24 protein-coding genes and 5 pseudogenes are annotated in these 25,168 nt (G+C 33.4%); 24 read left to right on the top strand and 5 right to left on the bottom strand.

Annotation, left to right across the window (positions count from 1 at the left end; translation table 11 throughout):
* The first annotated feature begins 26 nt into the window (after positions 1–26).
* The 5 genes from H1220_05160 to H1220_05140 are packed head-to-tail and all read left to right on the top strand — an operon-like array spanning position 27 to position 3,907.
* Complete coding sequence (locus tag H1220_05160; protein ID QMI85122.1) at positions 27–962, top strand: ABC transporter permease; 936 nt, start codon at positions 27–29, stop codon at positions 960–962.
* The gene (locus H1220_05155; protein QMI85121.1) at positions 955–1,761 is read left to right on the top strand and encodes an ABC transporter permease subunit; all 807 of its coding nucleotides are present in this window, start codon (positions 955–957) and stop codon (positions 1,759–1,761) included. The genes H1220_05160 and H1220_05155 overlap by 8 nt, the downstream gene beginning before the upstream one ends.
* The gene (locus H1220_05150) at positions 1,749–2,534 is read left to right on the top strand and encodes an ABC transporter ATP-binding protein (GenBank protein ID QMI85120.1); all 786 of its coding nucleotides are present in this window, start codon (positions 1,749–1,751) and stop codon (positions 2,532–2,534) included. The genes H1220_05155 and H1220_05150 overlap by 13 nt, the downstream gene beginning before the upstream one ends.
* Positions 2,527–3,306, top strand: a complete 780-nt coding sequence (locus H1220_05145) for an ATP-binding cassette domain-containing protein (GenBank protein QMI85119.1) — start codon at positions 2,527–2,529, stop codon at positions 3,304–3,306. Before H1220_05150 ends, H1220_05145 begins: the two co-directional genes overlap by 8 nt.
* Positions 3,307–3,310: 4 nt before the next feature.
* Positions 3,311–3,907 carry a flavin reductase family protein gene (locus tag H1220_05140; GenBank protein ID QMI85118.1) on the top strand — a complete coding sequence of 199 codons (597 nt, stop codon included), beginning with the start codon at positions 3,311–3,313 and terminating at the stop codon, positions 3,905–3,907.
* 61 nt (positions 3,908–3,968) lie between these two features.
* Here H1220_05140 and H1220_05135 read toward each other — a convergent pair whose 3' ends face one another.
* Together H1220_05135 and H1220_05130 are read right to left on the bottom strand one after the other, a co-directional pair.
* Positions 3,969–4,061 carry an IS3 family transposase gene (locus H1220_05135; protein QMI86659.1) on the bottom strand — a complete coding sequence of 31 codons (93 nt, stop codon included), beginning with the start codon at positions 4,059–4,061 and terminating at the stop codon, positions 3,969–3,971.
* Positions 4,062–4,361: 300 nt separating this feature from the next.
* Positions 4,362–5,666, bottom strand: a complete 1,305-nt coding sequence (locus H1220_05130; protein ID QMI85117.1) for an ISL3 family transposase — start codon at positions 5,664–5,666, stop codon at positions 4,362–4,364.
* An 86-nt stretch (positions 5,667–5,752) separates the two neighbouring features.
* On the opposite strand from H1220_05130, the gene H1220_05125 reads away from it, so the two are divergent.
* Positions 5,753–6,025 carry a recombinase family protein gene (locus tag H1220_05125; GenBank protein QMI85116.1) on the top strand — a complete coding sequence of 91 codons (273 nt, stop codon included), beginning with the start codon at positions 5,753–5,755 and terminating at the stop codon, positions 6,023–6,025.
* 437 nt (positions 6,026–6,462) lie between these two features.
* Positions 6,463–6,692, top strand: a pseudogene (locus H1220_05120) (Lsa family ABC-F type ribosomal protection protein).
* A 39-nt stretch (positions 6,693–6,731) separates the two neighbouring features.
* On the opposite strand, the gene H1220_05115 reads toward H1220_05120, so the two are convergent.
* Positions 6,732–7,169: a MerR family transcriptional regulator gene (locus H1220_05115; GenBank protein ID QMI85115.1), complete on the bottom strand. Its 438-nt coding sequence runs from the start codon at positions 7,167–7,169 to the stop codon at positions 6,732–6,734.
* A gap of 125 nt (positions 7,170–7,294) precedes the next feature.
* Between H1220_05115 and H1220_05110 the strand changes: the two genes are divergently transcribed.
* From H1220_05110 to H1220_05100, 3 genes are all read left to right on the top strand, one after another.
* Positions 7,295–8,290 carry an alpha/beta hydrolase gene (locus H1220_05110; GenBank protein QMI85114.1) on the top strand — a complete coding sequence of 332 codons (996 nt, stop codon included), beginning with the start codon at positions 7,295–7,297 and terminating at the stop codon, positions 8,288–8,290.
* A 219-nt stretch (positions 8,291–8,509) separates the two neighbouring features.
* A complete protein-coding gene (locus tag H1220_05105; GenBank protein QMI86658.1) occupies positions 8,510–8,851 on the top strand; it encodes a hypothetical protein in 342 nt (113 codons plus the stop codon).
* Between the two features lie 429 nt (positions 8,852–9,280).
* On the top strand, positions 9,281–9,838 hold the full coding sequence (locus tag H1220_05100) for a transposase (GenBank protein QMI85113.1): 558 nt from the start codon (positions 9,281–9,283) through the stop codon (positions 9,836–9,838).
* Between the two features lie 271 nt (positions 9,839–10,109).
* Here H1220_05100 and H1220_05095 read toward each other — a convergent pair.
* A pseudogene (locus tag H1220_05095) lies at positions 10,110–10,506 on the bottom strand (hypothetical protein).
* A gap of 202 nt (positions 10,507–10,708) precedes the next feature.
* Here H1220_05095 and H1220_05090 point away from each other — a divergent pair.
* The 8 genes and pseudogenes from H1220_05090 to H1220_05055 all read left to right on the top strand — a co-directional run bounded on the left by H1220_05090 (position 10,709) and on the right by H1220_05055 (position 18,278).
* Entirely contained in the window at positions 10,709–11,980 is a 1,272-nt protein-coding gene (locus tag H1220_05090; protein QMI85112.1) for a UDP-N-acetylglucosamine 1-carboxyvinyltransferase, read from the top strand.
* Complete coding sequence (gene rho / locus H1220_05085) at positions 11,980–13,236, top strand: transcription termination factor Rho (GenBank protein ID QMI85111.1); 1,257 nt, start codon at positions 11,980–11,982, stop codon at positions 13,234–13,236. Before H1220_05090 ends, rho begins: the two co-directional genes overlap by 1 nt.
* Before the next feature lie 15 nt (positions 13,237–13,251).
* On the top strand, positions 13,252–14,196 hold the full coding sequence (locus H1220_05080; protein QMI85110.1) for a nucleoside hydrolase: 945 nt from the start codon (positions 13,252–13,254) through the stop codon (positions 14,194–14,196).
* A 12-nt stretch (positions 14,197–14,208) separates the two neighbouring features.
* Complete coding sequence (locus tag H1220_05075; GenBank protein ID QMI85109.1) at positions 14,209–15,153, top strand: glycosyltransferase family 2 protein; 945 nt, start codon at positions 14,209–14,211, stop codon at positions 15,151–15,153.
* Positions 15,140–15,661, top strand: a complete 522-nt coding sequence (locus tag H1220_05070) for a YqeG family HAD IIIA-type phosphatase (GenBank protein ID QMI85108.1) — start codon at positions 15,140–15,142, stop codon at positions 15,659–15,661. Before H1220_05075 ends, H1220_05070 begins: the two co-directional genes overlap by 14 nt.
* Positions 15,654–16,749 (top strand): annotated as a pseudogene (gene yqeH, locus H1220_05065) (ribosome biogenesis GTPase YqeH). Before H1220_05070 ends, yqeH begins: the two are co-directional and overlap by 8 nt.
* Positions 16,749–17,057, top strand: a complete 309-nt coding sequence (gene yhbY / locus H1220_05060; protein QMI85107.1) for a ribosome assembly RNA-binding protein YhbY — start codon at positions 16,749–16,751, stop codon at positions 17,055–17,057. Before yqeH ends, yhbY begins: the two are co-directional and overlap by 1 nt.
* 288 nt (positions 17,058–17,345) lie before the next feature.
* Positions 17,346–18,278, top strand: a complete 933-nt coding sequence (locus H1220_05055) for a 2-dehydropantoate 2-reductase (GenBank protein QMI85106.1) — start codon at positions 17,346–17,348, stop codon at positions 18,276–18,278.
* Between the two features lie 134 nt (positions 18,279–18,412).
* Here the strand turns inward: H1220_05055 and H1220_05050 are convergent, their stop codons facing one another.
* A complete protein-coding gene (locus H1220_05050; protein ID QMI85105.1) occupies positions 18,413–19,564 on the bottom strand; it encodes an iron-containing alcohol dehydrogenase in 1,152 nt (383 codons plus the stop codon).
* Between the two features lie 85 nt (positions 19,565–19,649).
* Here H1220_05050 and H1220_05045 point away from each other — a divergent pair, with 85 nt between their 5' ends.
* The 6 genes and pseudogenes from H1220_05045 to H1220_05020 all read left to right on the top strand — a co-directional run bounded on the left by H1220_05045 (position 19,650) and on the right by H1220_05020 (position 25,075).
* Positions 19,650–20,120 carry a methylated-DNA--[protein]-cysteine S-methyltransferase gene (locus H1220_05045; GenBank protein ID QMI85104.1) on the top strand — a complete coding sequence of 157 codons (471 nt, stop codon included), beginning with the start codon at positions 19,650–19,652 and terminating at the stop codon, positions 20,118–20,120.
* Between the two features lie 189 nt (positions 20,121–20,309).
* A complete protein-coding gene (locus H1220_05040; GenBank protein ID QMI85103.1) occupies positions 20,310–20,510 on the top strand; it encodes a cold-shock protein in 201 nt (66 codons plus the stop codon).
* Between the two features lie 87 nt (positions 20,511–20,597).
* A pseudogene (gene xth / locus H1220_05035) lies at positions 20,598–21,358 on the top strand (exodeoxyribonuclease III).
* 64 nt (positions 21,359–21,422) lie between these two features.
* Positions 21,423–22,820 (top strand): annotated as a pseudogene (pepV, locus tag H1220_05030) (dipeptidase PepV).
* 180 nt (positions 22,821–23,000) lie between these two features.
* Positions 23,001–24,092 carry an MFS transporter gene (locus H1220_05025; protein ID QMI85102.1) on the top strand — a complete coding sequence of 364 codons (1,092 nt, stop codon included), beginning with the start codon at positions 23,001–23,003 and terminating at the stop codon, positions 24,090–24,092.
* 95 nt (positions 24,093–24,187) lie between these two features.
* Positions 24,188–25,075, top strand: a complete 888-nt coding sequence (locus tag H1220_05020) for a sulfite exporter TauE/SafE family protein (protein ID QMI85101.1) — start codon at positions 24,188–24,190, stop codon at positions 25,073–25,075.
* The last annotated feature ends 93 nt before the right edge of the window (positions 25,076–25,168 follow it).

The raw sequence follows: 25,168 nt of genomic DNA, 5'->3' as shown, positions 1-25,168 counted from the left end.
TTCATTTAGAAAAGGATGAAGAAGATATGTTAAAAAAATGCCTATCATTTTTTGTTGCTTTATTACTAATCTCGATATTGACCTTTTTGCTAACAAAACTATCCTCTCAAGATCCCGCTGAAAGTTACTTACGCATTTCCAAAATTGGTATTACAGCAGAATCTTTAGCCAATGCAAGAGAGTATTTAGGATTAAATAAATCATGGCTTGAACAATATTTAGATTGGTTATCTAAAGCGATTGTTGGTAATTTTGGCAACTCCTACTTATTAAAATTACCCGTTTTACCACTTGTAGCGACAAGTTTTTTATCGACTTTATATTTAGGATCTATTTCATTTATATTAGTTATTGTCATATCGTTACCATTAGGTGTACTAACAGGTATACGCAAACACTCTATTTTGGATAGAGTAATACAATTTTTCTGTTTTTCAAGTGTTTCCGTGCCTACGTTTTGGTTAGGTTATCTATTGATTATTCTTTTTGCCGTTCAATTAAAATGGCTACCCGTTTCCGGTAAAGGAGATATAACAAGTGTTATTTTGCCAAGTATTACATTGAGTATTCCAATTATTGGGCAATATACAGCACTCATTCGTAAAGTGATTAGTGAACAAATGGACAGTGTCCACGTCCAAAATGCAATGTTACGTGGTGTCAAAATGTCTTATATCATTAAACATCACTTATTACGAAATGCTCTACCAGCTATTGTAACAGGACTTAGTTTGACCTTTATTTATTTAATTACAGGGTCATTGATTATTGAAGAAGTATTTGCATTTAATGGTATCGGAGGATTATTTGTTCACGCTTTACAATCAACAGATATTCCGATTATTCAAGCGTGCATGCTCTTATTTGGTTCCTTATTTTTAGTCAATAATTTAGTGGTACACGACATTACATTATGGATTGACCCACGTATTAGAAAAAGAGGTGAAACCAAACATGTCTAAACGTTTTATTTTTTCACTGACCATTTTATCTATTTTACTTATTTGTGCGATTTTTGCCTCTATGATTGCTCCATTTGATCCGCAATATGTGGATATTACGCATAAATTACTTGCACCCGAGCAATCTCATTTATTAGGAACAGATCAATTAGGTAGAGATGTTTTGTCTAGATTGTTGTATGGGGCTAGATTTTCTTTATTTTTAGCATTTTTAATTACCGTACTAGAAGTAACAATAGGGGTTACTATTGGTTTAATCATTGGCTGGTATCAAGGAAAAGTGGAACAAACATTTTTATGGTTTGCCAATGTCATTTCTGCTTTCCCAAGTTTCTTGTTGTCTTTGGCAACCATTGGTATTTTAGGGCAAGGAATGAGTAATATGGTCATTGCGGTTGTCATTGTAGAGTGGGTTTACTATGCTCGTTTAGTTATCAATCTTGTAAAAAGTGCCAAAGAAGAATCATTTGTAACAGCTTCACTCACAATGGGAATGCCTATTATACACGTGCTAAAAGTACATATTTTGCCATTTATTTATAAACCTATTTTAGTTGTAGCTTTAATGAATATTGGGAACATTATTTTAATGATTTCAGGATTTTCATTTTTAGGTATTGGTGTTCAACCCAATGTGTCAGAATGGGGCATGATGTTACACGACGCACGTCCATATTTCAGAACAGCTGTTTGGACGATGATGTCCCCTGGTCTTGCCATTTTCTTAACAGTTATTTCTTTTAATTTATTAGGAGAACATTTTGATGAGAAAGGGTGGAAACAATTATGGAAAAATTAGTTGTAGATGCTCTATCTGTTCAAATTGGTGATACTGTTTTGCTCAACCATATTGATATTGACTTAACAATAGGTAAGTCTTTAATCATTATTGGGGAAAGTGGTTCTGGTAAGACTCTTTTAACCAAAATGATTATTGGACAAGTACCAAAGCAAGCAATCATTAGTGGAAAGATATTGTATAAAGGCCTATCATTATTGGATTTGTCAAAAAAAGAATGGCAAGTACTTCGTGGTACAAAAATTGCTTATATGGTGCAAAATCCAATGGCAATGTTCAATCCATTCCAAAAAATAAAAGTACACTTTTTAGAAACCATTTTAAGTCACGACAAAATGTCTAAAGAGGGTTGTTTGGACAAAGCTATTCAAGCTATGAAAGATGTTCGCCTAGGACATCCACAAGACGTATTAGAAAAGTATCCATTTGAGTTAAGTGGTGGAATGCTTCAACGTGTCATGTTAGCTATTTTGTTATGTTTAAATACGGATACAATTATTTTAGATGAACCGACCTCTGCATTAGATGCTTATAACCGAGATAATATCGTTCGCCTATTGAAAATGTTACTTGAAAAAGGAAAAACATTGATTACCGTCACACATGATTACGACTTAGCACATGCATTAGGTGGCGAAATGTTAGTCATGTACAAAGGCGATATTGTCGAGAGGGGCTTTGTAGAAGACGTATTAGAAAATCCTCAACATCCTTATACACAAGAATTGGTATTAGGCAATCCTTATGAACGGTTGGTGAATGAACATGATTGAATGTCAGCATATTTATAAAAGTTTTCAAGGCAAAGAGATATTAAAAGATTGTCATTTTCATATCAAAAAAGGTGAAATTATTGGTATTATGGGTGAGAGTGGCAGTGGTAAAAGTACACTGGCAAAAATTCTTATTGGACTTGAAAAAGCAACAAAAGGACAAGTATTATTAGACGGAAAACCATACTGTGTTAAAAAAGATGGAGTTCGTATTCTTCTTGTGTTTCAAGATGCATTTCATGCGGTCAATCCATTATTTACTGTGAAGCAAATTTTATGTGAAGCATTAAAAGAAACCATTCAAATGGAAGAAATTAGTGCTATTTTAAAAGATGTAGGATTGGACGATACTTATTTGGAAAAAACGTCTAAAGAACTAAGTGGAGGACAACTACAAAGAATTTGTATTGCTAGAGCATTATTACTAAAACCAGATGTCATTATTTTTGATGAAGCATTAAGTGGATTAGACCCTTTAATTCAAGGACAACTCTTAAAACTTTTATATGACTTAAAAGCAAGATACAATCAAACCTATGTGTTTATTTCACATGATTTTAATTTATGCTATGCAATATGTCATCGTGTATTAGTGATGTTTGAAGGAGAAATTGTTGATGAAATCAATGATTTCAATATACCAATGAACGTGACACATCCCGTGACACAAAATTTATTAAAAGAATCTCAAAATCCAAAATATTCTAAGTGCCAATTACGAAAAATTGTTGTAAAATTAGAAAGTCAAAGACAAAATATGAATGGAGAATAAAAAAGTGAAAAAAACATTTGAAACAAGAAAATTATACTTTGGATTTCCTGTTTTCTTTTTAGGATACAAAGATGATGTTCACGGATACAATATCTCAACATCTAGTTCAGCTTATTCTTTAGGAAGTATGATGGTTATTGCCATGAGAACAAAAGGCAACGCCATTACAGAAATTACAAAACACCGTCAATTTACGGTAAATATTCCAACACAAGAACTAACAAAAGAATCTGAATTAGCTGGTTTTAATAGCCGTAAAGACAAATTTGCTATTACTGGCTTAACCTATACACTAGGTGAAACAGTAGATGCACCACTAGTAGATGCTTGTCCTGTTTCTATTGAATGTGAAGTGATTGAAATGGTTGAATGTGGTGCATTAACAAATGTTATTGCTCGTGTGACAAGACGTGTCGTTGACGACTCTTTAATTGACGAAAATGAAGCATTTAGAAGTGAAATCTTTTCTCCAATTAGTTATATCGGTGACGGTGCTGCACGTCAATACCGTTATTATAATGATGAAGCAATTAAAATGGGAAGTATCATCAAAAAAATTAGAGAAGAACAAGCAGCAGAACAAGAAAATGCTGATAAATAATGGCTCTATAATAAATCGTGTTGGAGATTAAAGTGACCCCTAAAAGTTAGACAATATATATTTAGTTGAAGGATTGAATTCTGTGCTGTACAGGACTCAGTCCTTTTAGTTTTACGTTGATTTGTTTGTTGTCATAGTCAATATAATCTGAAATAGCTACTTTCTTCTAAGAATTGATGATAAAAAGCATGCTGGTACTACTAACCTTGATCACTGTGTATAATGTTTCCTCGGTATATTTTATCAGGGAGTACCTCTTCAAGTATATTTTGGCTCTATGTCAAATAGGGTTGATGACTCATAAAAGGTAGTGATGTCACGAATGTTACGTCACTATCTTTTTAGTTTAAGTCACAAAGTGATGTACGGCTCACCGACATGTACACGATACATGTCTTTTCCCCTACGTTGTGCGGAGAAGGAGCTATTCGTACGTCACTTTTGACTTAAACTATTAAGCAACTAGTGAAGTAGATGGTACGGTATACGGTACATATAACTTACACATGAATAAAATACGATTTCTAAAATGTGAAAAGTTACGATAACCATAGGCATTTCTCTTAAGTACTTTAATTTTATGATTGATTCCTTCAAGTGCACCGTTAGTCAAATGATGGTAGATAAAGGTGTTTTTAATATAGGGTAAATACCCTTTGAAAGTTCTTAATACTCTACGTAAACCAGGAGAAATAGCTTCCTGTTTAGCCCATATGAGTATTTCTTCAAATCGGTCAAAATCTCTATTGTGTAAAGCAGCTCTTAATTGATGAACGACATCGTATGTGGCTCTTAGTTCGGGGACTTGTTCCAATAAATAATCGACTATCCCTTGTGTATGCGTCATCCAATCAAACAGTGGAAAACGGTGATAAGGATAACTACTTAGTGTATCTGTGTTACTTAAAAACAACTTCCAATAACGTTTCATTTTGTTGTATAAACGGCGATTGTTCTGATGTAAAGCTTTCATTACATGCACTCTGTGTTTTGTTAACTCACGATTTAATGCTTGTACAATATGAAAAGGGTCGATAATGATATGTGCGTTAGGAAATACTTGCTTGGATACCTGAATATAGGGGCGAAACATATCAATCGTAATTGTTTTAACAGCTTTTCTTGTCTGGGTATCGTATCTAGCAAAGTAGTCTAATAGAGTGCTGGGTTTACGGTCGTGTACAACGTCAATCAGTTGATGAGTCAGTGCATCACAATAGATAAAACTCATGGCACTATCAGAAGATTTTACTGACTTGAATTCATCAAAGCATAGATGATGAGGTAATTGTGTGTTGTGATTTACTTTTAAAGTAGAGGCGACTTTATCAACAATACGTCTGACCGTATGTACAGATACATTGTGTTGTTTAGCGATGTAGGTTTCTGAAATGGTTTCTGTAAAAGTGTCCATTATCTTTTGTTTTAAACGGTTCGTGATAAAACAATGCTTATCCACAATAGGTGTTTCAGCCGTAAACGATGATTGACAGATTTTACAATAAAAACGTTGTTTAGTGAGTGATAAATAGGCATTTAGTCCTGAAATTTGGCATAAAGACAGTCGCGATTGACGTGTTCCATTTTTTACAATGCCATTGGTTGTGTGACAATTTGGGCAACAATCTGGTGTATAGGTTAATTTACCGTATAAGACTAATGATTTTTTATGTCGAATGACACATTCAGATATGTTTTCATGATCAAATGTGATGTTTTTATCCTTTAATTGTAGTAAGGTTTCTGTTATACTGGACATGGGCAATTTCTCCTTATTATTTGGTCGTACTTTTAATTTTAGAGAAAATTGCCTTTTTGTCTACATAAAATGAGGGTTGCTGGCTTATGCCATCAACCCTAAAAATTATACAGCCATTAACACCCGGTGGGAAGAAGAAATGGTCGGCGAGAACAGTTGCAGCAATACTTAGTAATGAGAAATATAAAGGAGATGCGCTGCTGCAAAAGTCATTTACAGTTGATTTTTTGACTAAGGAAAAGAAAAAGAATGAGGGTGAAATACCTCAATATTATGTAACAGGAAATCACGAGGCTATTATTTCACCAAGTACATTTGATAGGGTACAGAGGTTACTAGAGCGAAGAAAAGCTGGTTAAGAATAAGAAAGAGATTATTAGCACCCATAAAAAAATGGCAAAGATAATCTTTGATACCTCAGCATTTGAGAAGGAAAAGACAGAACTAGAAGAAGAACTTAATATTGTGGCTTAGCAGGTAAATGACTGTATTAATGAGAATGCCAGAAAAGTTCAAAACCAGGATGATTATGAAATAAGATACTCAAGCCTAGTAAATAGGTTTAATACTACAAAGGTTAGGCTGGATGAAATCAAGCAAACTATCATAGAAAAACAATCCAAGCGTGATGAGGTAGAGGATTTTATAAAGGAATTAGAAAAGCAAGATCTCATGAGAGAGTTTGATAAAAATGTATGGCTTAGTATTGTAGACTATCTTACAGTACATCATGATGGAAAAGTTGAATTTACATTCCTTGATGGCAGTCGGATAGAATTAAATAGATAGAAATCGAAACAGGAATTCTATTGATGACCAATCAGGAAATTTTATATCATGGTATGAAAACAAAGTGATGGAAGACCGATTTGAAATCAGTCAAAATGAGAAATTAAAAAAGATATTAAACGATTAAAAGAAGCTGCAAGATAGAGTAAAATTTAGTTCGATAAAATTGAAAACTGAAAATGGCGCAAAATATCTGGTGTAAAACTGGAAAAAGGACATATTGGACACCAATTCGCACCCCAGATTCACATATCTCGGGTTATCAACCCAGCTGTATTATTTATGTGCCTTGTTATATAGTTTTTGAATATCTTTGGGAAGTTTATCTGGAAGCAGGGCATTAATGCCATCCTCAGTACCATCTTGCAATGCTTTATCATAATACCAACATTTAAACTCGAGCATGGCAAGAGTTTTTTCAAGCTGCTTTATTTCAGAAAGTACAGCTTTTTTACGAGATTCAAATAATTGTTTTCTATCAAAGTAGCTTGATGGGCCTTCCATAACCCACTGAAAGAATCGTTTAATATCTTTTATTTCAAGACCGGATAATTTTAAACATTCAATAACCCGTAAAGCCTCAATTTCAGTATCTCTGAAATATCTGATATTGCCTTTTCGCTCTAGATGAGGGAAAAATCCTTCTTTATCATAGTATCTTAATGTTGAGATTGGGAGATTAAACATCTCTGAAACCTGTCCAATTGTATACATATATTTACCTTCTTTCGATTATAAAAACAATACTTGACCTAAAGTTAACTTCAGGTCTTATAATTATATTATAAGACCTGAAGATTTTATTTTCAATATGAACTTATATGGAGGTATTTGATAATATGAAGACAGATGAACTTAAGCTAGTTGTGGAATGGGACAAGACATTTCCTAAAAGTGAGAAAGTGGATCACAAGAAGGTCACATTTATAAATCGATATGGCATCACACTTGCTGCAGATATGTATATTCCAAAAGAGCCTAAGAATAAATTTCCTGCGATTGCAGTAAGTGGACCTTTTGGAGCAGTAAAAGAACAGTGTTCCGGACTGTATGCCCAGACAATGGCAGAGATAGGGTATCTGACTATTGCATTTGACCCGTCTTTTACAGGTGAAAGTGGTGGAAAACCAAGATATATGGCATCTCCGGATATTAATACAGAGGATTTTATGGCTGCAGTAGATTTTCTTTCAGTTCAGGATAATGTGGATGCAGATAAAATCGGTATTATTGGAATTTGCGGATGGGGTGGTATGGCCATTAACACAGTAGCTCTTGATACCAGAATCAAGGCAACAGTCGTTTCTACAATGTATGATATGACAAGAGTGAATGCCAACGGATATTTTGATTCTGAAAACAATGAGGAAGCTCGTTATAATTTAAAGAAAAAGCTAAATTCAATTAGAACAGAAGAATACAAAAAAGGTGAGTACTCAAGGGCTGGTGGATGTATCCCTCTTCCGGTTCCAGAGGATGTACCATTCTTTGTGAAGGATTATAGCGAATACTATAAAGGTAGAGCCTATCATGCAAGGAGCATTAATTCAAATGACGGATGGAATGTGATTGGCTGTCAGTCATTTATGAATCAACCGATTCTTAAATACAGTAATGAAATCAGAAGTGCAGTTCTTATTATGCATGGAGATAAGGCACATAGTTATTATTTTGGGAAAGATGCATATGAAGCTATGATTAAGGACAGTAATTACACTGATAATAAAGAGTTTCTTACCATTCCAGGTGCTGTTCATACAGATCTTTATGACAATTTAGAAGTGATCCCTTTCGATAAGATACAGAAATTCTTTGAAGAAAATGGAGTATGTTAGTGATGTAAAAGAAAGTATTAACTATATCAACAATTTTAAGGGGTAGAAGCAATGCGAACATTATTTTGTACTATTCTGTCTATGGTGATACTTGTTTCTATGGTGGGATGTGGAAATATCGTAAATGACTGTGACAATAAAAATCAGACAGATAAAATTACTGGGGAAGCTAAAAGTGACAGTCAAAGTGTAAATAGTAAAGAAAGTCAGAAATATGATATGAAATTATATATTAATGATACGCTTGTTCCTGTTATATGGGAGGATAATGCTTCGACGAGGTCACTAATGGAAGATGTCTCAGAGGGTGATATGGTTATCAGTATGTCTAGGTACGGAGGTAATGAGCAGGTGGGTTCATTGAGAAAGCAGTATAGAAGTAATGATAAACAGATGACCACACACAATGGGGATATAGTCCTTTATAACAGTAATAATCTTGTTGTGTTTTATGGTTCAAATTCATGGGCATATACGAAGCTTGGAAAAATAGATTTACCGGAGCAGGAAGTTACAGACTTATTGTCGAATGAAGATGTAATAATAACGATCAAAAAGTAAGGGGTGGTCATTAGAATGGGAAAAATTATAAAGACAGCAGGTAGAAAGTAGCTTGGAGAATTCGCTCGGTAAATTCTTCAAAAGGCAGAAAGTAGCGTTTACTGATATTTTAAGAATTATGGGAATTAATCTGGTAGAATTGCAAAATTTGATGTGAAAATTTAAAGATTTAATTCAATCTAGTTATAATATACAATTTGATTTTAGTGTAAGGACGGTAGCAATACCGTCTCAGACTGTTGACAAATTAAAATGTCGACAGTCTTTTTTCGTATCAGACGTTAAGTTGTACGGCTTACCACGATGTACACGATACATCGCTCGTTCTCTACTACGTGCGAGAACGAAGTCATTCGTACCACAACGTCTGATACGATAATAACGCTTAAAAGTGGTATAATAGAGATAAGAAAAAGGAGGGAAAAATCTATGTTTTATAAAGAAACTCACCCAAATGATGAAATCATATTAAACACATTGTCCGAATTAGTACCAAAAGACCATTTACTACGTAAAATTGATAAATCAATTGATTTCAACTTTATTTATGAGATTACTTCTCCCTATTATAGTCATACCAACGGTCGTAATAGTTTAGACCCTGTTGTTTTATTTAAATTGGTCTTTTTAAAAGATATTTATGGCATTAAATCCATGCGAGAAACCATTAAACGTGTCGAAACGGATGTAGCGTTTAGATGGTTTTTAAACCTCCCTTTCTCTAAACCTACCCCACATTATTCTACTTTCTCTCAAAATTATATTCGCCGTTTTCAAGGTACGTCTGTGTTTGAAGATATATTCAACACTATTGTACACCAAGCTATCTCACATCATTTAATTAGCGGCACAGCATTATTCACAGATTCCACACACATTAAAGCAAACACCAATAAAAATAAATTTAGAAACGCCGTTATTGAAGTGGTTCAGGAACGTAAACGAGATTTAGAAAACGAAATCAACGCCGAACGAGAAGCTATTTGAAAAAAGCCGTTTCATTACACCGATAAAACCAGCTCTAAAACTATTAAAGAAAGTACGACTGATAAAGAAAGTGGCTATTACCATCGGGATAATAAAGAAAAAGGATTTATGTACTTAGACCATCGTAGTGTAGATGGTAAACACAATTTTATTGTAGACTGCTTTATGGCGCAAGTACGTCTCCATTTGGATTTTTGCATAAACTCTGTTATTATTTTCATAATGTATCCAAAATTTTCAATGCAAATTTTTTGTCTAAAAATAAATGCGTTCATAAACTTCCTTTTAATGTACCGATAATGGCAGATGATTTAAATTTGTTATTACATACACTAATTCGGATAGAAATGTAGAAAATATTTTCTAACGACAGCCCAAATGTTTTGTTGTGATTGATTGATAAAAATTGTCCATTGATATTGAATGGGTGACCGTATAAAACAACAACAGCTGTGTCTAATGATTCAAATAATACGTCTTTACGGATAAAGCTAATGAATAAAAATTTTAACAAGCTTTTTATCTTTCGATTCGTCTAGCTCTTTTAAAAGTTTGTATTGACTCAAGGCATATTTTTTCGATAATTCTGTAATCGGTTGGTTATGAATATAGTAGTCCTCTCATAGATGAATTAAAAATGTATCGTTATTTTATACATGTTTTTCCATAGAATATCCTTAATGATTATATAAATTAAATATTATTCTATACGATTTATGCACAGCATTCAAGAAGAAACGTGAATACAACATAAAAAGATAGACATTTCACTCATTTTAAGCTATTCTAAAATGGGTGTTTTTGTCATTTAGACAAAAATAAGAAAATTGCGAATGAGAGATAGTAGATACGTTTTAAGGAGAATGAAACATGAAAAAAATTGTTGTTCACGGGGGCAAAAAACTATTTGGGGAAGTGACAATAAATGGTGCAAAAAATAGTGTTGTAGCACTTATTCCAGCTGCCATTTTAGCGGATAGCCCAGTAACTTTAGAAGGTGTACCAGATATTAAAGATGTACATGCATTGATTGAGATATTACATGATTTTAATGTAAAGGCAGTATTTGATAATGGCGTGTTAACAATAGATCCAACGCATATAAAATCTGTTCCAATGCCAAGTGGTAAAATTCAAAGTTTACGTGCTTCTTATTACTTTATGGGTGCAACATTGGCTCGTTTTCATGAAGGAGTTATTGGATTACCTGGAGGTTGTTTTTTAGGTCCTCGTCCAATTGATCAGCATATTAAAGCTTTTGAAAAATTAGGTGCAACCGTGACGAATGAGCAAGGTGCTATTTCTTTAGATGCTAAAAAACACGGGATACATGGCACACGTATTTACTTTGATGTTGTGTCTATTGGTGCCACAATTAACTGTATTCTTGCAGCGGTGAAAGCAAAAGGTAGAACCATTATAGAAAACGCAGCAAAAGAGCCTGAAATTGTTGATGTGGTAACATTATTGAATAAAATGGGTGCTAATATCCGTGGTGCAGGTACAGCCACTATTCGTATTGATGGTGTGGAACACTTACATGGCTGTACACATGCCGTTATACCAGATCGTATTGAAGCAGGAACGTATTTGTCATTGGCAGCCGCTTGCGGTGAGGGTATTTTAGTCAAAAATGTCATAGCCGAACATATTGAAAGTTTTTTGGCGAAATTAGACGAAATGGGTGTCGATTTTGTTGTTGGAGAAGAAGATATTTTAGTAAAACCAACGAAAGAATTAAATATGGTATCAATTAAAACGCAACCTTATCCGGGATTTGCGACTGATTTACAACAACCGATTACACCATTATTATTAAAAGCAACAGGAACAGGAACGGTTTTAGATACGATTTATCCAAAACGTGTGAAACACATTGCTGAATTGGTGAGAATGGGTGCAAATGTCAAAGTAGAAGGAGATACGATTCGTTTCAATGGGCCTTCTGAACGTCTTATGGGTGCACAAGTCACAGCTAGCGACTTAAGAGCAGGGGCATGTTTATTAATTGCCGGTTTAATGGCAGAGGGAACAACAGAAATTTATGGTGTAGAGCATATTTTAAGAGGATATGCCCATATTATCGATAATTTACGTGCATTAGGGGCGGATATTGAAATGGTTGAAATTGGAGGCGACTAATGGAAAATATTTGGACTTTAGAAACACTTGAGCAAGAAACGTTAAAAGAAATTTATAAATATGCTAGAGAATTAAATATTCCCTCATATAGTCAAATGAATAAAAAGGAATTGTGCATGGCTGTCATTCGTGCACAAGAAGAAACACAAGGTTTCTTTACAGTTGAAGGTGTTTTAGACGTTGTTTATAACGGACAAGATAGCTATGGTTTTTTACGTCCAATAAATTATACCCCAAGTCAAGAAGATATTTATATTTCTAATTCACAAATGCGTCGCTTTGATTTAAGAAGAGGCGATTTAGTGACAGGAACGGCTCGTCCACCAAAACAAAGTGAACGTCGCAATGGGTTAATGCATGTGTTAAAAGTCAATGGACAAGATCCAGAAAAAGCTAAAGAAAGAGAGCATTTTCCAGCTTTAGTCCCACTTTATCCAGACACACAAATTGTTTTGGAACATAAAACAAATGATATTGCTGCACGTGTGATTGACTGGGTAGCACCAATTGGGTTTGGACAGCGTGGGTTAATTGTTGCACCTCCAAAAGCAGGTAAAACATCATTGATTAAAACGATTGCCAAAGGAATTACACAAAATTATCCAGACGTTTATTTAATTGTCTTATTGATTGACGAACGTCCAGAAGAAGTAACTGATTTAGAACGCAGTATTAACGGAGAAGTGGTTTATTCGACATTTGATCAACAACCTGAAAACCATGTACGTTTAGTTGAGTTAGTTCATGAACGAGCATTACGCTTAGTTGAAGAAAAAAAAGATGTTGTCATTTTAATGGATAGCATTACCCGTTTAGCTAGAGCATATAATCTTGTTATTCCTCCGTCTGGTCGAACATTGAGTGGAGGGATTGATCCAGCCGCTTTTTATAAACCAAAACGTTTTTTTGGAGCCGCACGTAATATTGAGGACGGCGGTAGTTTAACAATTCTTGCAACGGCATTGATTGATACAGGTAGTCGCATGGACGATGTGATTTATGAAGAATTTAAAGGAACTGGTAATATGGAATTACATTTATCCAGAGAACTAGCAGAAAGACGTATTTTTCCTGCAATTGATATAAAAAAATCAGGCACACGTCGTGAAGAATTATTGATAGATAAAAAACGTTTAGACTTAATTTTTAAAATGCGTAACAGTATGAAAGGAGATTCACTCGAGTATACAGAGGCTATTTTAAAAGGAATGCGTAGTACAACAAGCAATAAAAAATATTTTGATTTATTAAAATAAGAAGGTAGAGAGAATATGACAAGAAAAGTATATTTAAACCATGACGGTGGTGTAGATGATTTAGTATCTTTATATTTATTATTGAAAATGGACGATGTTGAAGTTGTTGGTGTTGGTGTCATTGAAGCAGATTGTTATTTAGAACCTGCCGTATCTGCAAGTAAAAAAATTATTGAAAAATTCGGATCAGAAAAAGATAAAAAACATATCAAAGTTGCATCTTCTAATTCAAGACCGGTTCATCCATTTCCTAAAGAATGGCGCATGCACGCTTTTACAGTAGATGCCTTACCTATTTTAAATGAACATAAACCAGTAAGTATTCAAGATAGTTCTTTGAAAGCACATGAAGATTTAGTGCATGTCTTAAAAAATAGTGATGAAAAAATTGATTTAGTTTTTGTTGGTCCATTAACCGATTTGGCAAGAGCGTTAGAAATGGATGCAAGCATTGAAGAAAAAATCAATAAATTATATTGGATGGGTGGAACATTTTTAGAGCATGGCAATATTGAAGAACCGGAGCATGATGGAACAGCAGAGTGGAATGTATTTTGGGATCCATTTGCCGCAAAACGTGTTTGGGATTCTTCAATCAAAATTGAATTAGTTGCTTTAGAAAGTACAAGAAAAGTTCCTTTAACATTAGATGTACGTGATATGTGGGCAAGTCAACGTCGTTTTGAGGGAGTTGACTTTTTAGGACAATGTTATGCTATCGTACCACCATTGACTCATTTTGTAACGAACTCAACATATTTCTTATGGGATGTATTAACGACAGCTTCATTTGGACAAGAAGCTTTAGTCAAACGTGACATTGTATACAGTGATGTGGTCACAACAGGAGCAAGTAAAGGACGCACGATAAAAGTAGAAAATGGACGACCAGTTGACTTAGTATATGATGTCAATCCAACAGCATTTTTTGATTATATTACTGATTTAGCTAAAAAATAGAAAGGAGTAAGGATGTTATCAATTATAATTCCTTGTTACAACGAAGAAGGAGCCATTCCTTTGCTATATAAGCACGTGATTGATGTATTAAAAGAGATTGGTATGTCTTATGAATTGATTTTTGTCAATGACGGCAGTAAAGATAACACGTTATTGCAATTAAAATTATTGGCAAAAAAAGACAATCATGTAAAATACATTAGCTTTAGTCGTAATTTTGGAAAAGAAAGTTCAATGCTTGCAGGATTGAGTTACGCAAGTGGACAAGCTGTGATTATTATGGACGCTGATTTACAACATCCTCCTCTACTTATTAAAGAAATGATCAATGCTTTTCATGCTGGATATGATCAAGTAATTGCCAAAAGAACACGAACGGGAGATTCTGTATCTAAAACGTTTTTTGCCAAGATGTATTATAAAATTGTCAATCATTTAACAGATGTTGAAATGGTTGACGGTGTTGGCGATTTTCGTTTATTAAGCAGAAAAGCAGTCGATGCTTTATTGTCATTAAAAGAGAGCAATCGTTTTTCAAAAGGTCTTTTTTCTTGGATTGGCTTTAAACAAAAAATTATCGAGTATGAAAATCAAGAACGTCAAGTTGGAGAAACAAAATGGTCGTTGAAAAAATTATTTAACTATGGTGTGCAAGGTATTTTATCATTTAACGACAAACCTTTACGCATCACCTTTCAATTAGGATTAGTATGTGTGCTCATGTCATTTTTATATATTTTATGGACATTTATCACAATATTAAAAGAGGGTGTGACGGTTGGTGGGTATTTTACGACAATTTCTGCCATTTTAGTGATTGGTGGTGTGCAACTCATCTCGATTGGTGTTTTGGGAGAGTACATTGGTAAAATTTACTACGAAGTAAAAAAACGTCCACCATATCTGATTGATGATACAAATATAAACGTAAAGGAGAGCGAGCATGACATCGTTTAAACCAACATGGATGTTAAATAGTGTTTATGGTTTAACGCCAGAAGCATTACAAACACATGATATTCATACTGTTTTAGTTGATTTAGACAATACGATTGTTGCTTGGTGTGATCCATTAGGGACCCCTGCTTTAAAAGAATGGTTACAAACCTTAAAAGAGGCACATATTCAAGTAGCCATTGTATCGAATAATCGACAAAATCGTGTTGCCAAAGTAGCGAATACTTTAGATATCCCTTATGTTGCCAGTGCTAAAAAGCCACTGTCTAGTGGTTTGAAAAAAGCAATGGAGAATTTACAAAGTACACCAGATAAAACAATTATGGTGGGAGATCAATTATTGACTGATATTGTAGCCGGTACTTTATCAAAAATGAGAACAGTTATGGTAAAACCACTTGTAAACAGTGATTATTTTATGACAAAAATCAATCGTTTTTTTGAAAGACGTATTTTAGCAAAATGGCAAAAAAAATATCATTTAGAATGGAGAGAAACACTTGACTGAAACACTTTTTTGTATAGGTTGTGGATTAGCTATACAAACAGAAAATCCAAAAGAAAAAGGGTATACGCCGAAATCTGCGTATGAAAAAGGTATTGAAACAGGACAACTTTATTGTCAACGTTGTTTTAAATTAAGACACTATAATCAATTAGAAAAAGTATCCGTATCCGATGATGATTTTTTAGCCATGTTGCATGAAATAGGTTCACGTGATGCCTTGATTGTGAATGTGATTGATATTTTTGATGTTTATGGTTCTATGATTTCTGGTTTGCATCGTTTTGCAGGCAAAAACGATATTTTGATTGTTGCTAATAAAGTTGATTTATTGCCAAAATCCGTTAATTTAAATCGTGTGAAACACTGGTTAAAAGAACAATTACACACACAAGGCATTAAGCCTATTGATATTGTCATGGCAAGTGGTAAAAAGAAAAAAGAGATTGATGCCTTATTAGATGTTATTGAACATCGTAGGCAGGGTAAAGATGTCTATGTTGTAGGTGTCACAAATGTTGGAAAATCAACTTTAATCAATGCTATTTTCTAGTTTAGGTGGTACACAAGAATTGATAACAACATCTCAATTTCCAGGAACAACATTAGATCAAATTCGTATTCCTTTTGAGGATGGCGCTGATTTAATTGATACGCCAGGAATTATTCATCGTCATCAAATGGCACATTATTTAGATGAAAAATCATTGAAACTAGTATCTCCACAAAAAGAATTAAAGCCGGTGACATTCCAATTAAATGAAGAACAAACATTATTTCTTGGAGGATTAGCTCGTTTTGATTATTTATCGGGAGAAAAAAATGCTATGACATTTTATTTTGCTCAAGAATTGTTGTTACATCGCACAAAATTAAATGGAGCAACAGCTTTTTATGACAAACATAAAGGTGGTTTATTATCGCCTGTCCCGCAAGAAGATGTGGCATTTGTACGTAGTGAATTTTTTATCAAAAAACAAATGGATATTGTAATTTCTGGATTGGGTTGGATTACAATGCATCATAAAGGTAAAGTAGCTGTTTATGTTCCAAAAGGTGTGGACGTAACAATTAGGGAGGCAATTATTTAATGTTGACAACAAAACAAGTCAAATTTTTGAAAAAAGAAGCACACCATTTAAAACCAATTTTTCAAATTGGAAAAGGTGGTTTAAACGAAGATATGCTTAGACAAATAGGTGAAGCTATCGAAAAAAGAGAATTGATAAAAATAAATTTATTACAAAATACAATGGAAGATGAAGAACATGTTGCAAGTGTTCTAACAGAAATGTTACACGTTCATATTGTTCAAATTATCGGGCATACACTTGTTTTATACAAAGTATCCTCAAAAGAAAAATATAGACGTATCTCTGTGTGTGTGAAAGAAGTATAAATACCTTATTATCTTCTATGTATTGCAACAATGATTAAGGAAAAAAAAATAGAGAAAAACGAGTCTTTATCGCTTTTCTCTATTTTTAATTCGTCGTTAAATCGTGTTGGTGTAAATGGAGCATGATTAAAATACAATGTCTTATGAAAAAGGTATCAAAATAGTTGTAGAGATATTTTTTATATGAATAAAATGTTCATGTTGACACAAAGCTCGTTTTTCTATATGCTAATCGTGTTAAACAAATGTTTTTGAAATGCTATAGGTATATAAGAAAAGGAGGATACTATGAAGTTTGCAATTTTTGGTGCAGGTGCTTTAGGGTGTCGTATTGGTTATCAGTTAATGAAAGCAGGGGAGAATGTCACATTGGTCGATACATGGAAAGACCATGTCGAGAAAATTAAAAAAAGTGGCTTATATGTCGATTATAATGGTATTGAAGAATGTGTACCAATTCCCATTTATTATCCTGAAGAAGTAACCAATACTTTTGATGTCATTATCCCATTAACAAAATCAATGGCATTAGAGAATGTCTTAAAAGATGTAAAAACATATTGTCATCAAAATACCCGTGTTATCTCTTTATTAAATGGGTTAGGACATCATACTATTTTTGAAAAGTATATACCAAAAGAAAATATCGTGTTAGGGACAACCATTTGGACGGCACAATTAAAAGAAGCAGGGCATGTATTGTTACATGGTGTTGGTAATATTACTTTGCAAAATGCTGTACTAGATGACACATTAAAAGAAAGCGTTGAACAGATTGTACATATTTTTAATCAAGCAAATTTAAATGCACAATATAGTGATAATGTGATGCATGCCATTTGGAAAAAAGCATGTGTGAATTGTTGCTCTAATGCAGCTACAGCTCTTTTAGAATGTAATTTAGGAGAATATTTATTACAAGAAAATGGTAAGGAGGTTGTTAGACATCTAACCGAAGAATTTGTAGAAGTCGCTCGCACACAAAATATTGATTTTGATTTAGAAGAATTGCTTGCGTTTGTCTTGCAGGCAACATTAAAAGTAAAAGACCATTATACATCTATGTACCAAGATTTAGTGAAAAACCGTCGCTTAACAGAAATTGATTATTTGAATGGCTATATTGCAAAACTTGGGAAACAAAACAATATTTCTGTTCCGTATAATGATTTCATCACAAAACTGATGCATCTAAAAGAGGTTATTTTAGACGCTAAATAAAAAACTTTGTCAAATTGTATTAGTAAGTTGTCCCAAAAGTCAAAAAGCGAAGTCAACACGGTAATATGTTGACTTCGCTTTTCCTGTTTTTAGGTGTTAGAATGAATTTTATAATAAAAATGAGGTACTTTTATTTATAAACTCATCTTCAAAATGGCAAGTGCATCATCATAGCCTAATGGTTCTAAACGACCAAAAGTACCATAAATCATGCAATGCTCTGTCATTTCTTTTAATTTTGTATCATCAATCTCAACTTGAGCTAAAGTACTTGGTGCATTTAAACTTGTCCAAAAAGCACGAAGTGCATCAATCCCAGCTTTTGCTGTATCAAAGGCTGTTTCTTTTTGAATGCCAAATACATTTTTTGCAAATTTCTCAAAACGATCCACGTGTTTAGGCATGACATATGACATCCAGTTTGGCATGATAATGGCTAAACCTTGTGCATGTGCAATATCATAATAAGCACTAACAGCGTGTTCGATATTATGCGTACTCCAGTCACCACTATATCCCCAACGTAAAGAACCATTTAATGCAACTGTTCCAGCTAGCATAAGTGTTTCTCGTGCATCATAATCTGTTGGATTATCAATCACTTTTGGTGCAGTTTCAATAATGGCACGTAAAACACCTTCAATCATACCGTCTTGAACAGTTGTGTTTGTAGCTTCGTTAAAGTATTGTTCAATTAAGTGACTCATCATGTCTACAATACCATTTACAGTTTGATGTTCAGGTAAAGTGAATGTGTATGTAGGATCTAAAATAGAAAAAGCAGGATAAACAAGAGGATTTCCCCAACCTAATTTTTCATTTGTGTCAATATTTGTAATCACACTACCAGAATTCATTTCTGAACCTGTTGCAGCAAGTGTTAAAATCGTACCAAATGGCACAGCTTGTGTTGGTTTATGTTTACCAATAACAATATCCCAAGCGGGACCGTCATAATAAGCAGCAGCAACAATCAATTTTGTACAATCAATGACACTACCACCACCAACAGCTAAAACCACGTCAATCTTGTGTTCTTTAATCATATCAGCACCTTTTTGAGCTGTTGTAACACGTGGGTTTGGTTCAACACCGCTTAATTCAAAAACATCAAAACCCTCTAATTCTGTCATGATAGAATCGTATAAACCAGTACGTTTAATACTACCACCACCATAGACTAATAATAGACGTTTTCCATATTGTTCAAGTTCTTTTTTTAATTGAGAGATTTTATTTTTTCCAAAAATAAGTTTTGTCGGGTTTTTATAAGCAAATTCAACCATGTGATTACCTTCTTTCATAAATAATGACTATAGTCTACAATATACATATATTACTTTCAACTATTTCGTTTTAAAGGAGGCATTCATGTATTACAGCACAATTTTTTATCGTATGCATACTTATTATATAGTTGTGTCAGAAAAAGGCTTAGTTTCTATTGATATAAGCCCGTTTTATGTACAACTTTATCAAGCTATAAAATGTGATGAAAAAACAAATATATATGTACAACAACTAATGGAATATTTTACAAAGAAACGTACCGTATTTGATGTCGTATTTGATTTACGTGGTACACCATTTCAAATAGAGGTTTGGAAAGCCTTATTATCTGTTCCATTTGGTTCGACGGCAACTTATACGGATATTGCTTGTCTTATCAATAAACCTAAAAGTGTCAGAGCAGTTGCAAATGCGATTGGTAAAAATCCAATTTTAATGATGATTCCTTGTCATCGTATTTTAGGTAAAAACGGTTACTTAGGTGGCTTTCGAGCAGGTATTTCTTTGAAAATAGAATTATTAGAACATGAAAAAGAAAAATATACATACTAAATCGAACATTTTTTTAAAAAATTATATTTTTCTCTGTACTTTTAGAAAAAAGTATGTTACATTAACTATAATGTTTTTTGTTAGACTTTTCGGGTAATTGTAAGTTTAAATCATTTTGTGTTTACGACAGTTGGCACCGGCTACAAAAGATATAATAAACTGTGCACGTGCACAACAGGAGGATTTCCAATGGAAAAAGGAACAGTAAAATGGTTTAATGCAGAAAAAGGATTCGGGTTTATTTCTCGTGAAGGTGGCGAAGATGTATTCGTACACTTTACAGCAATCCAAACAGACGGTTACCGTACATTAGAAGAAGGTCAAGAAGTTGAATTTGAAATCGGTGAAGGCGCTCGTGGCCCTCAAGCAGTAAACGTTGTAAAATTATAATCATAAAAAAGTCACCTTACTTAAAGGTGGCTTTTTTTATTTGATAGAGATAAAATAGAAAATATTTTAAAATAGAAGAGGTTATCTATGAAAATAACAACGTGGAATGTGAACGGTGTTCGTTCCGTTTTAACAAAAGGTGTTTTACAAGACTATTTACAAGAAAGTATGCCAGATATTATGTGCTTACAAGAAGTGAAAGCTCTAATAACAGATGTTGATTATCCATTTTCTGACTTTGGTTATCATGTCTATTGGAATAGTGCTGTAAAAAAGGTTATTCTGGTACAGCTATTTTAACGAAAATAAAACCATTGTCAGTGTTTTATGGTATTGATAAAGAAGAACATGATCAAGAGGGGCGTGTGATTACACTCGAGTTTGATACATATTATCTTGTCACAGTTTATACGCCGAATGCAAAGCGTGATTTGACACGATTAGTTTACCGTCAACAATGGGAAGATGATTTTTTAAATTATATTAACGCACTAAATAAGAAAAAACCTATTGTCTTTTGTGGGGATTTAAATGTGGCGCATCGAGAAATTGATTTGGCAAATCCAAAAACAAATATTGGCAATGCAGGTTTCACAAAAGAAGAACGTGAAAAATTTGATTGTGTACTAAAAGCGAACTATGTTGATAGTTTTCGTGCTTTTTATCCAGACAAAACAGGTGCTTACACATGGTGGAGCTATATGAATCAAGCTAGAAAAAGAAATATCGGATGGAGAATTGATTATTTTATCGTAGCAAAAGAATTTATGTCACATGTTAAAGATGTGGTGATTCGTGAAGATGTATTAGGCTCTGATCATTGTCCAGTTGAATTATGGCTAGATTGAGTAAATGTATAGAGTGTTCAAAATGATTATGATATAATAATGCCAATGATTAGGAGGTTATGGAATGACAATAAATTGGACAGAAGAAGTAGCAAAAAGAAAAGATGACTTATTGGCAGATTTAAATGCTTTATTAAGTATTGATAGTGTTCGTAATGACGATTTAGCAACAGAAGATGCACCTGTAGGTCCTGGGCCAAGAAAAGCATTAGAGGCGTTTTTGGCTATTGGTGAACGTGATGGTTTTATCACAAAAAATGTAGATAATTTAGCTGGTCATATTGAGTTTGGACAAGGTGAAGAATTGATGGGGGTTTTTGGACATGTTGATGTAGTACCTGTTGGAACAGGGGGATACAGATCCATTTACACCAACAATTAAAGATAATCGTTTATACGCACGTGGTTCAAGTGATGATAAAGGACCAACAGTGGCTGCTTACTATGCTATTAAAATGATTAAAGAATTAGGTTTACCTGTGTCTAAAACATACGCTTGATTATTGGAACAGATGAAGAGAGTGGTTGGAAATGTATGACCCGCTACTTAGAAGTTGAGAGAACGCCAGATTTTGGTTTTTCTCCTGATGCTGATTTCCCAATTATCAATGGAGAAAAAGGTATTTTAACATTACACGTCAGTGTTAAAAATGCACCAAGCCAAGCGGATACAAAATTAGTGTCTTTTGAAGCAGGTTTACGTGAAAATATGGTACCACAAGATGCTTCAGCTTTATTCGTCACACCTGTATCTATCGAAACATTACAAAAAGATTTAGATGCATTTGTCAACAAATACCCAATTACAGCTACTTTATCTAAAAAAGATAATACAGTAAGAATTGATGTTGTCGGAAAAGCATCTCATGGGATGGCACCGATGAATGGTGTGAATGCAGGTACTTATTTAGCTGTATTCTTAAATCAATATCATTTTGAAGGGCATGATAAAAACTTTTTATCCTTTATTGAACAAACATTACATTTGGAACATTATGGAGAAAAATTAGGTTTAACATATACAGATAAAGTCATGGGTGAATTGACAATGAATCCAGGAGTATTCACATATAATGAAAATGGTGGAAAAGTATTGTTAAACTTCCGTTATCCACAAGGTATTACAGCTGAAGAAATTAAAGCTGGAGCTGAAAAAGCATTGGTTGACTTTAATGTTGTTGTGACAGCCGGTAAATCTCAAATACCTCACTATGTTCCTGCAAGTGATCCACTTGTGAAAACATTACTTGATGTATATGAAAAACATACAGGGCATAAAGGTGTTGAGAAAACAATCGGTGGTGGAACATATGGACGTTTACTAAAACGTGGTGTTGCATATGGAGCGATGTTCCCACACAGCATTGATACAATGCACCAAGCGAATGAATTTATTGATTTAGATGATTTATTCAGAGCATGTGCGATTTATGCAGAAGCAATCTATGAATTAGTAAAATAATCTAAACAACCACTTTGCACCGTGCAAAGTGGTTGTTCAAATTAAAATAAACACGATTGTTTCTTGTATTGATTTTATGAGCTTACAAGAAACAAAGTGTTTTAAACGGGAGAATAAAGTTGAAAATAAAAGATAGTTATTTTAGTTACTTCACCATGTATTTTTTCTACTATGCCTCGTATGCATTATTCACAGCATTTACATCTATTTGTATTGAATAAAGGCTATACAAGTGTGGATGTATCCATTATTGTGTCATCAGGTTTAATTGCAGGTATGGCAACACAACCTATTATTGGCTATTTAAGTGACCGTTTTAATATTAAATTGTTAAATACGATTTTGTTGAGTTTATCGGCTTTATTTGGATTAGTATTTTCTTTTTTAAATGATGTTTTCTTTATGGCGATAATGTATGCCATTGTTTTTTTATTGATGAATGGTGTGAACCCAGCTATTGAGAAAACAGCAACAACAAGTCGTTTTAGATATGGAACACTACGTATTTGGGGGACGATTGGTTTTGCGATTGGTGCACAATTAGCAGGTTTGGTTAATCAATACATAGGAGCATCGTTTATTTATTTTTTATTCTGTTTAACGATGCTTCTATCAGTATGTGGTATGTTATTTACAAAAAATAATGTAGATACATTAAGTATACAGACAAATCAATCTAATTATAAAGCGACGCTATTTGGTAATAAGCAATATACGATGTATTTGATTATTGCATCTATTTTTTATGGCACATTAAGTGTATCTGGAACGCATATTCCAGCAATGTTACAGCAAAGTGGATTAAATGAAACGGTAAGTATGACTGTTGTTTCATTTGCTGTTCTTTGTGAAATGCCGCTCGTTTTCTTTTCACATTTATTTATGGATAAAATGAAAAATAAACATTTACTTACTTTATTGTATATTTCTCTTATGGTACAGTTTTTAGCTTATGGCTTATTGGCGATTTTACCCATTAAAATTATCGCTACTTTATTGTTTAAACATACCGTTGGAATGACGTTTATTATGACCAATTTAAAAGTAGTACGTACAATTATACCAAATGAATATCAATTTAGTGCTTTATCAATTGTTGCAACATTAGGTAGTTTATCGGCTGTATTATGGCAATTTATTGGTGGATTTCTTATTACATATTATGGATATAGTAGCTTTTATTTAGTGATGTTAGCTTCATTATGTATTGGATTTTTATTATTAGTGAATTTTAAAGTGCAAGATAATAAAGATTTAATTTTGTTTCGATAATAGTCGTCATCTTAGAGCAAGATGACGACTTTATTTTTTGTAAAAATAAATAAAAAACAGTTTACGAAATAAAGATTTCGTATTACAATACGTTCATGGAAAATCAACTATTATTGCATAGCATTCAAATTTTACTTATCTGTTTAATTTTTTGGTTTTTGTTTATTATGTTTTCTTATACAAAAAAACATAAAATATCATTAACAAAAAAGTTTTGGACAGGATTTGGTATTGGTTATTTAACGGATTTATTGGATACATTAGGAATAGGAACTTTTGCAACGACAACAACACTTTTTAAACTAACAAAATTAGTAGAAGATGACCGTAAAATACCAGCCACTATGACAACAGCTCATGTTATTCCTGTTTTAACAGAAGCACTTTTATTTATTACAATTGTTAAAGTCGATTTATGGACACTCATTGTCATGGCTTTATCTGCTTTTTTAGGAGCATTTGTTGGAGTACGCGTAACACAGCATTGGAATACGTCTAAAGTCCAACGCATTTTAGGTTCTTTATTGCTTTTAGCTGCTTTTTTTATGGTATATCGTATGATAACCAATCCGGGTGCCGATTTAAACGATGATATAAGAGGATTGTACGGTATCAATTTATTGATAGGTGCCATTTTTGACTTTGGTATTGGTATGCTCATGAGTATGGGCTTAGGAAATTACGCTCCAGAATTGATTTTCTTCTCACTCATGGGAATTAGTCCTGCCGTTGCTTTACCTGTTATGATGTTAAATGCAGCTATGATTATGACAGCAGGAGCCAAACAATTTATTTTATCAGGACGTGTCAATTGGCCTGGCGTTCCTGGCATTATTGTTGGTGGTGTACTTGGGGTATTAACAGCAGGGTTCTTTTTAACGAATATTGATGTAAATCAATTAAAAGTACTTGTTGTGTTTATCGCCTCTTATACAGGTATTACGCTTTTATACGCGTCATATAAAAAACGTGTTGACGGATAAATCCGGAAACACGTTTTATTTTATAAATAGAACTAATTTTATTATTAAATCAATAAAGTCAGAAATTAGTGAGTTTTATAGATGATGAACTTT

The sequence above is a fragment of the Carnobacteriaceae bacterium zg-84 genome (genome assembly GCA_013874835.1).
Lineage (GTDB): Bacteria > Bacillota > Bacilli > Lactobacillales > Aerococcaceae > WM01.
This window is presented reverse-complemented; position numbering and strand designations above follow the sequence as displayed.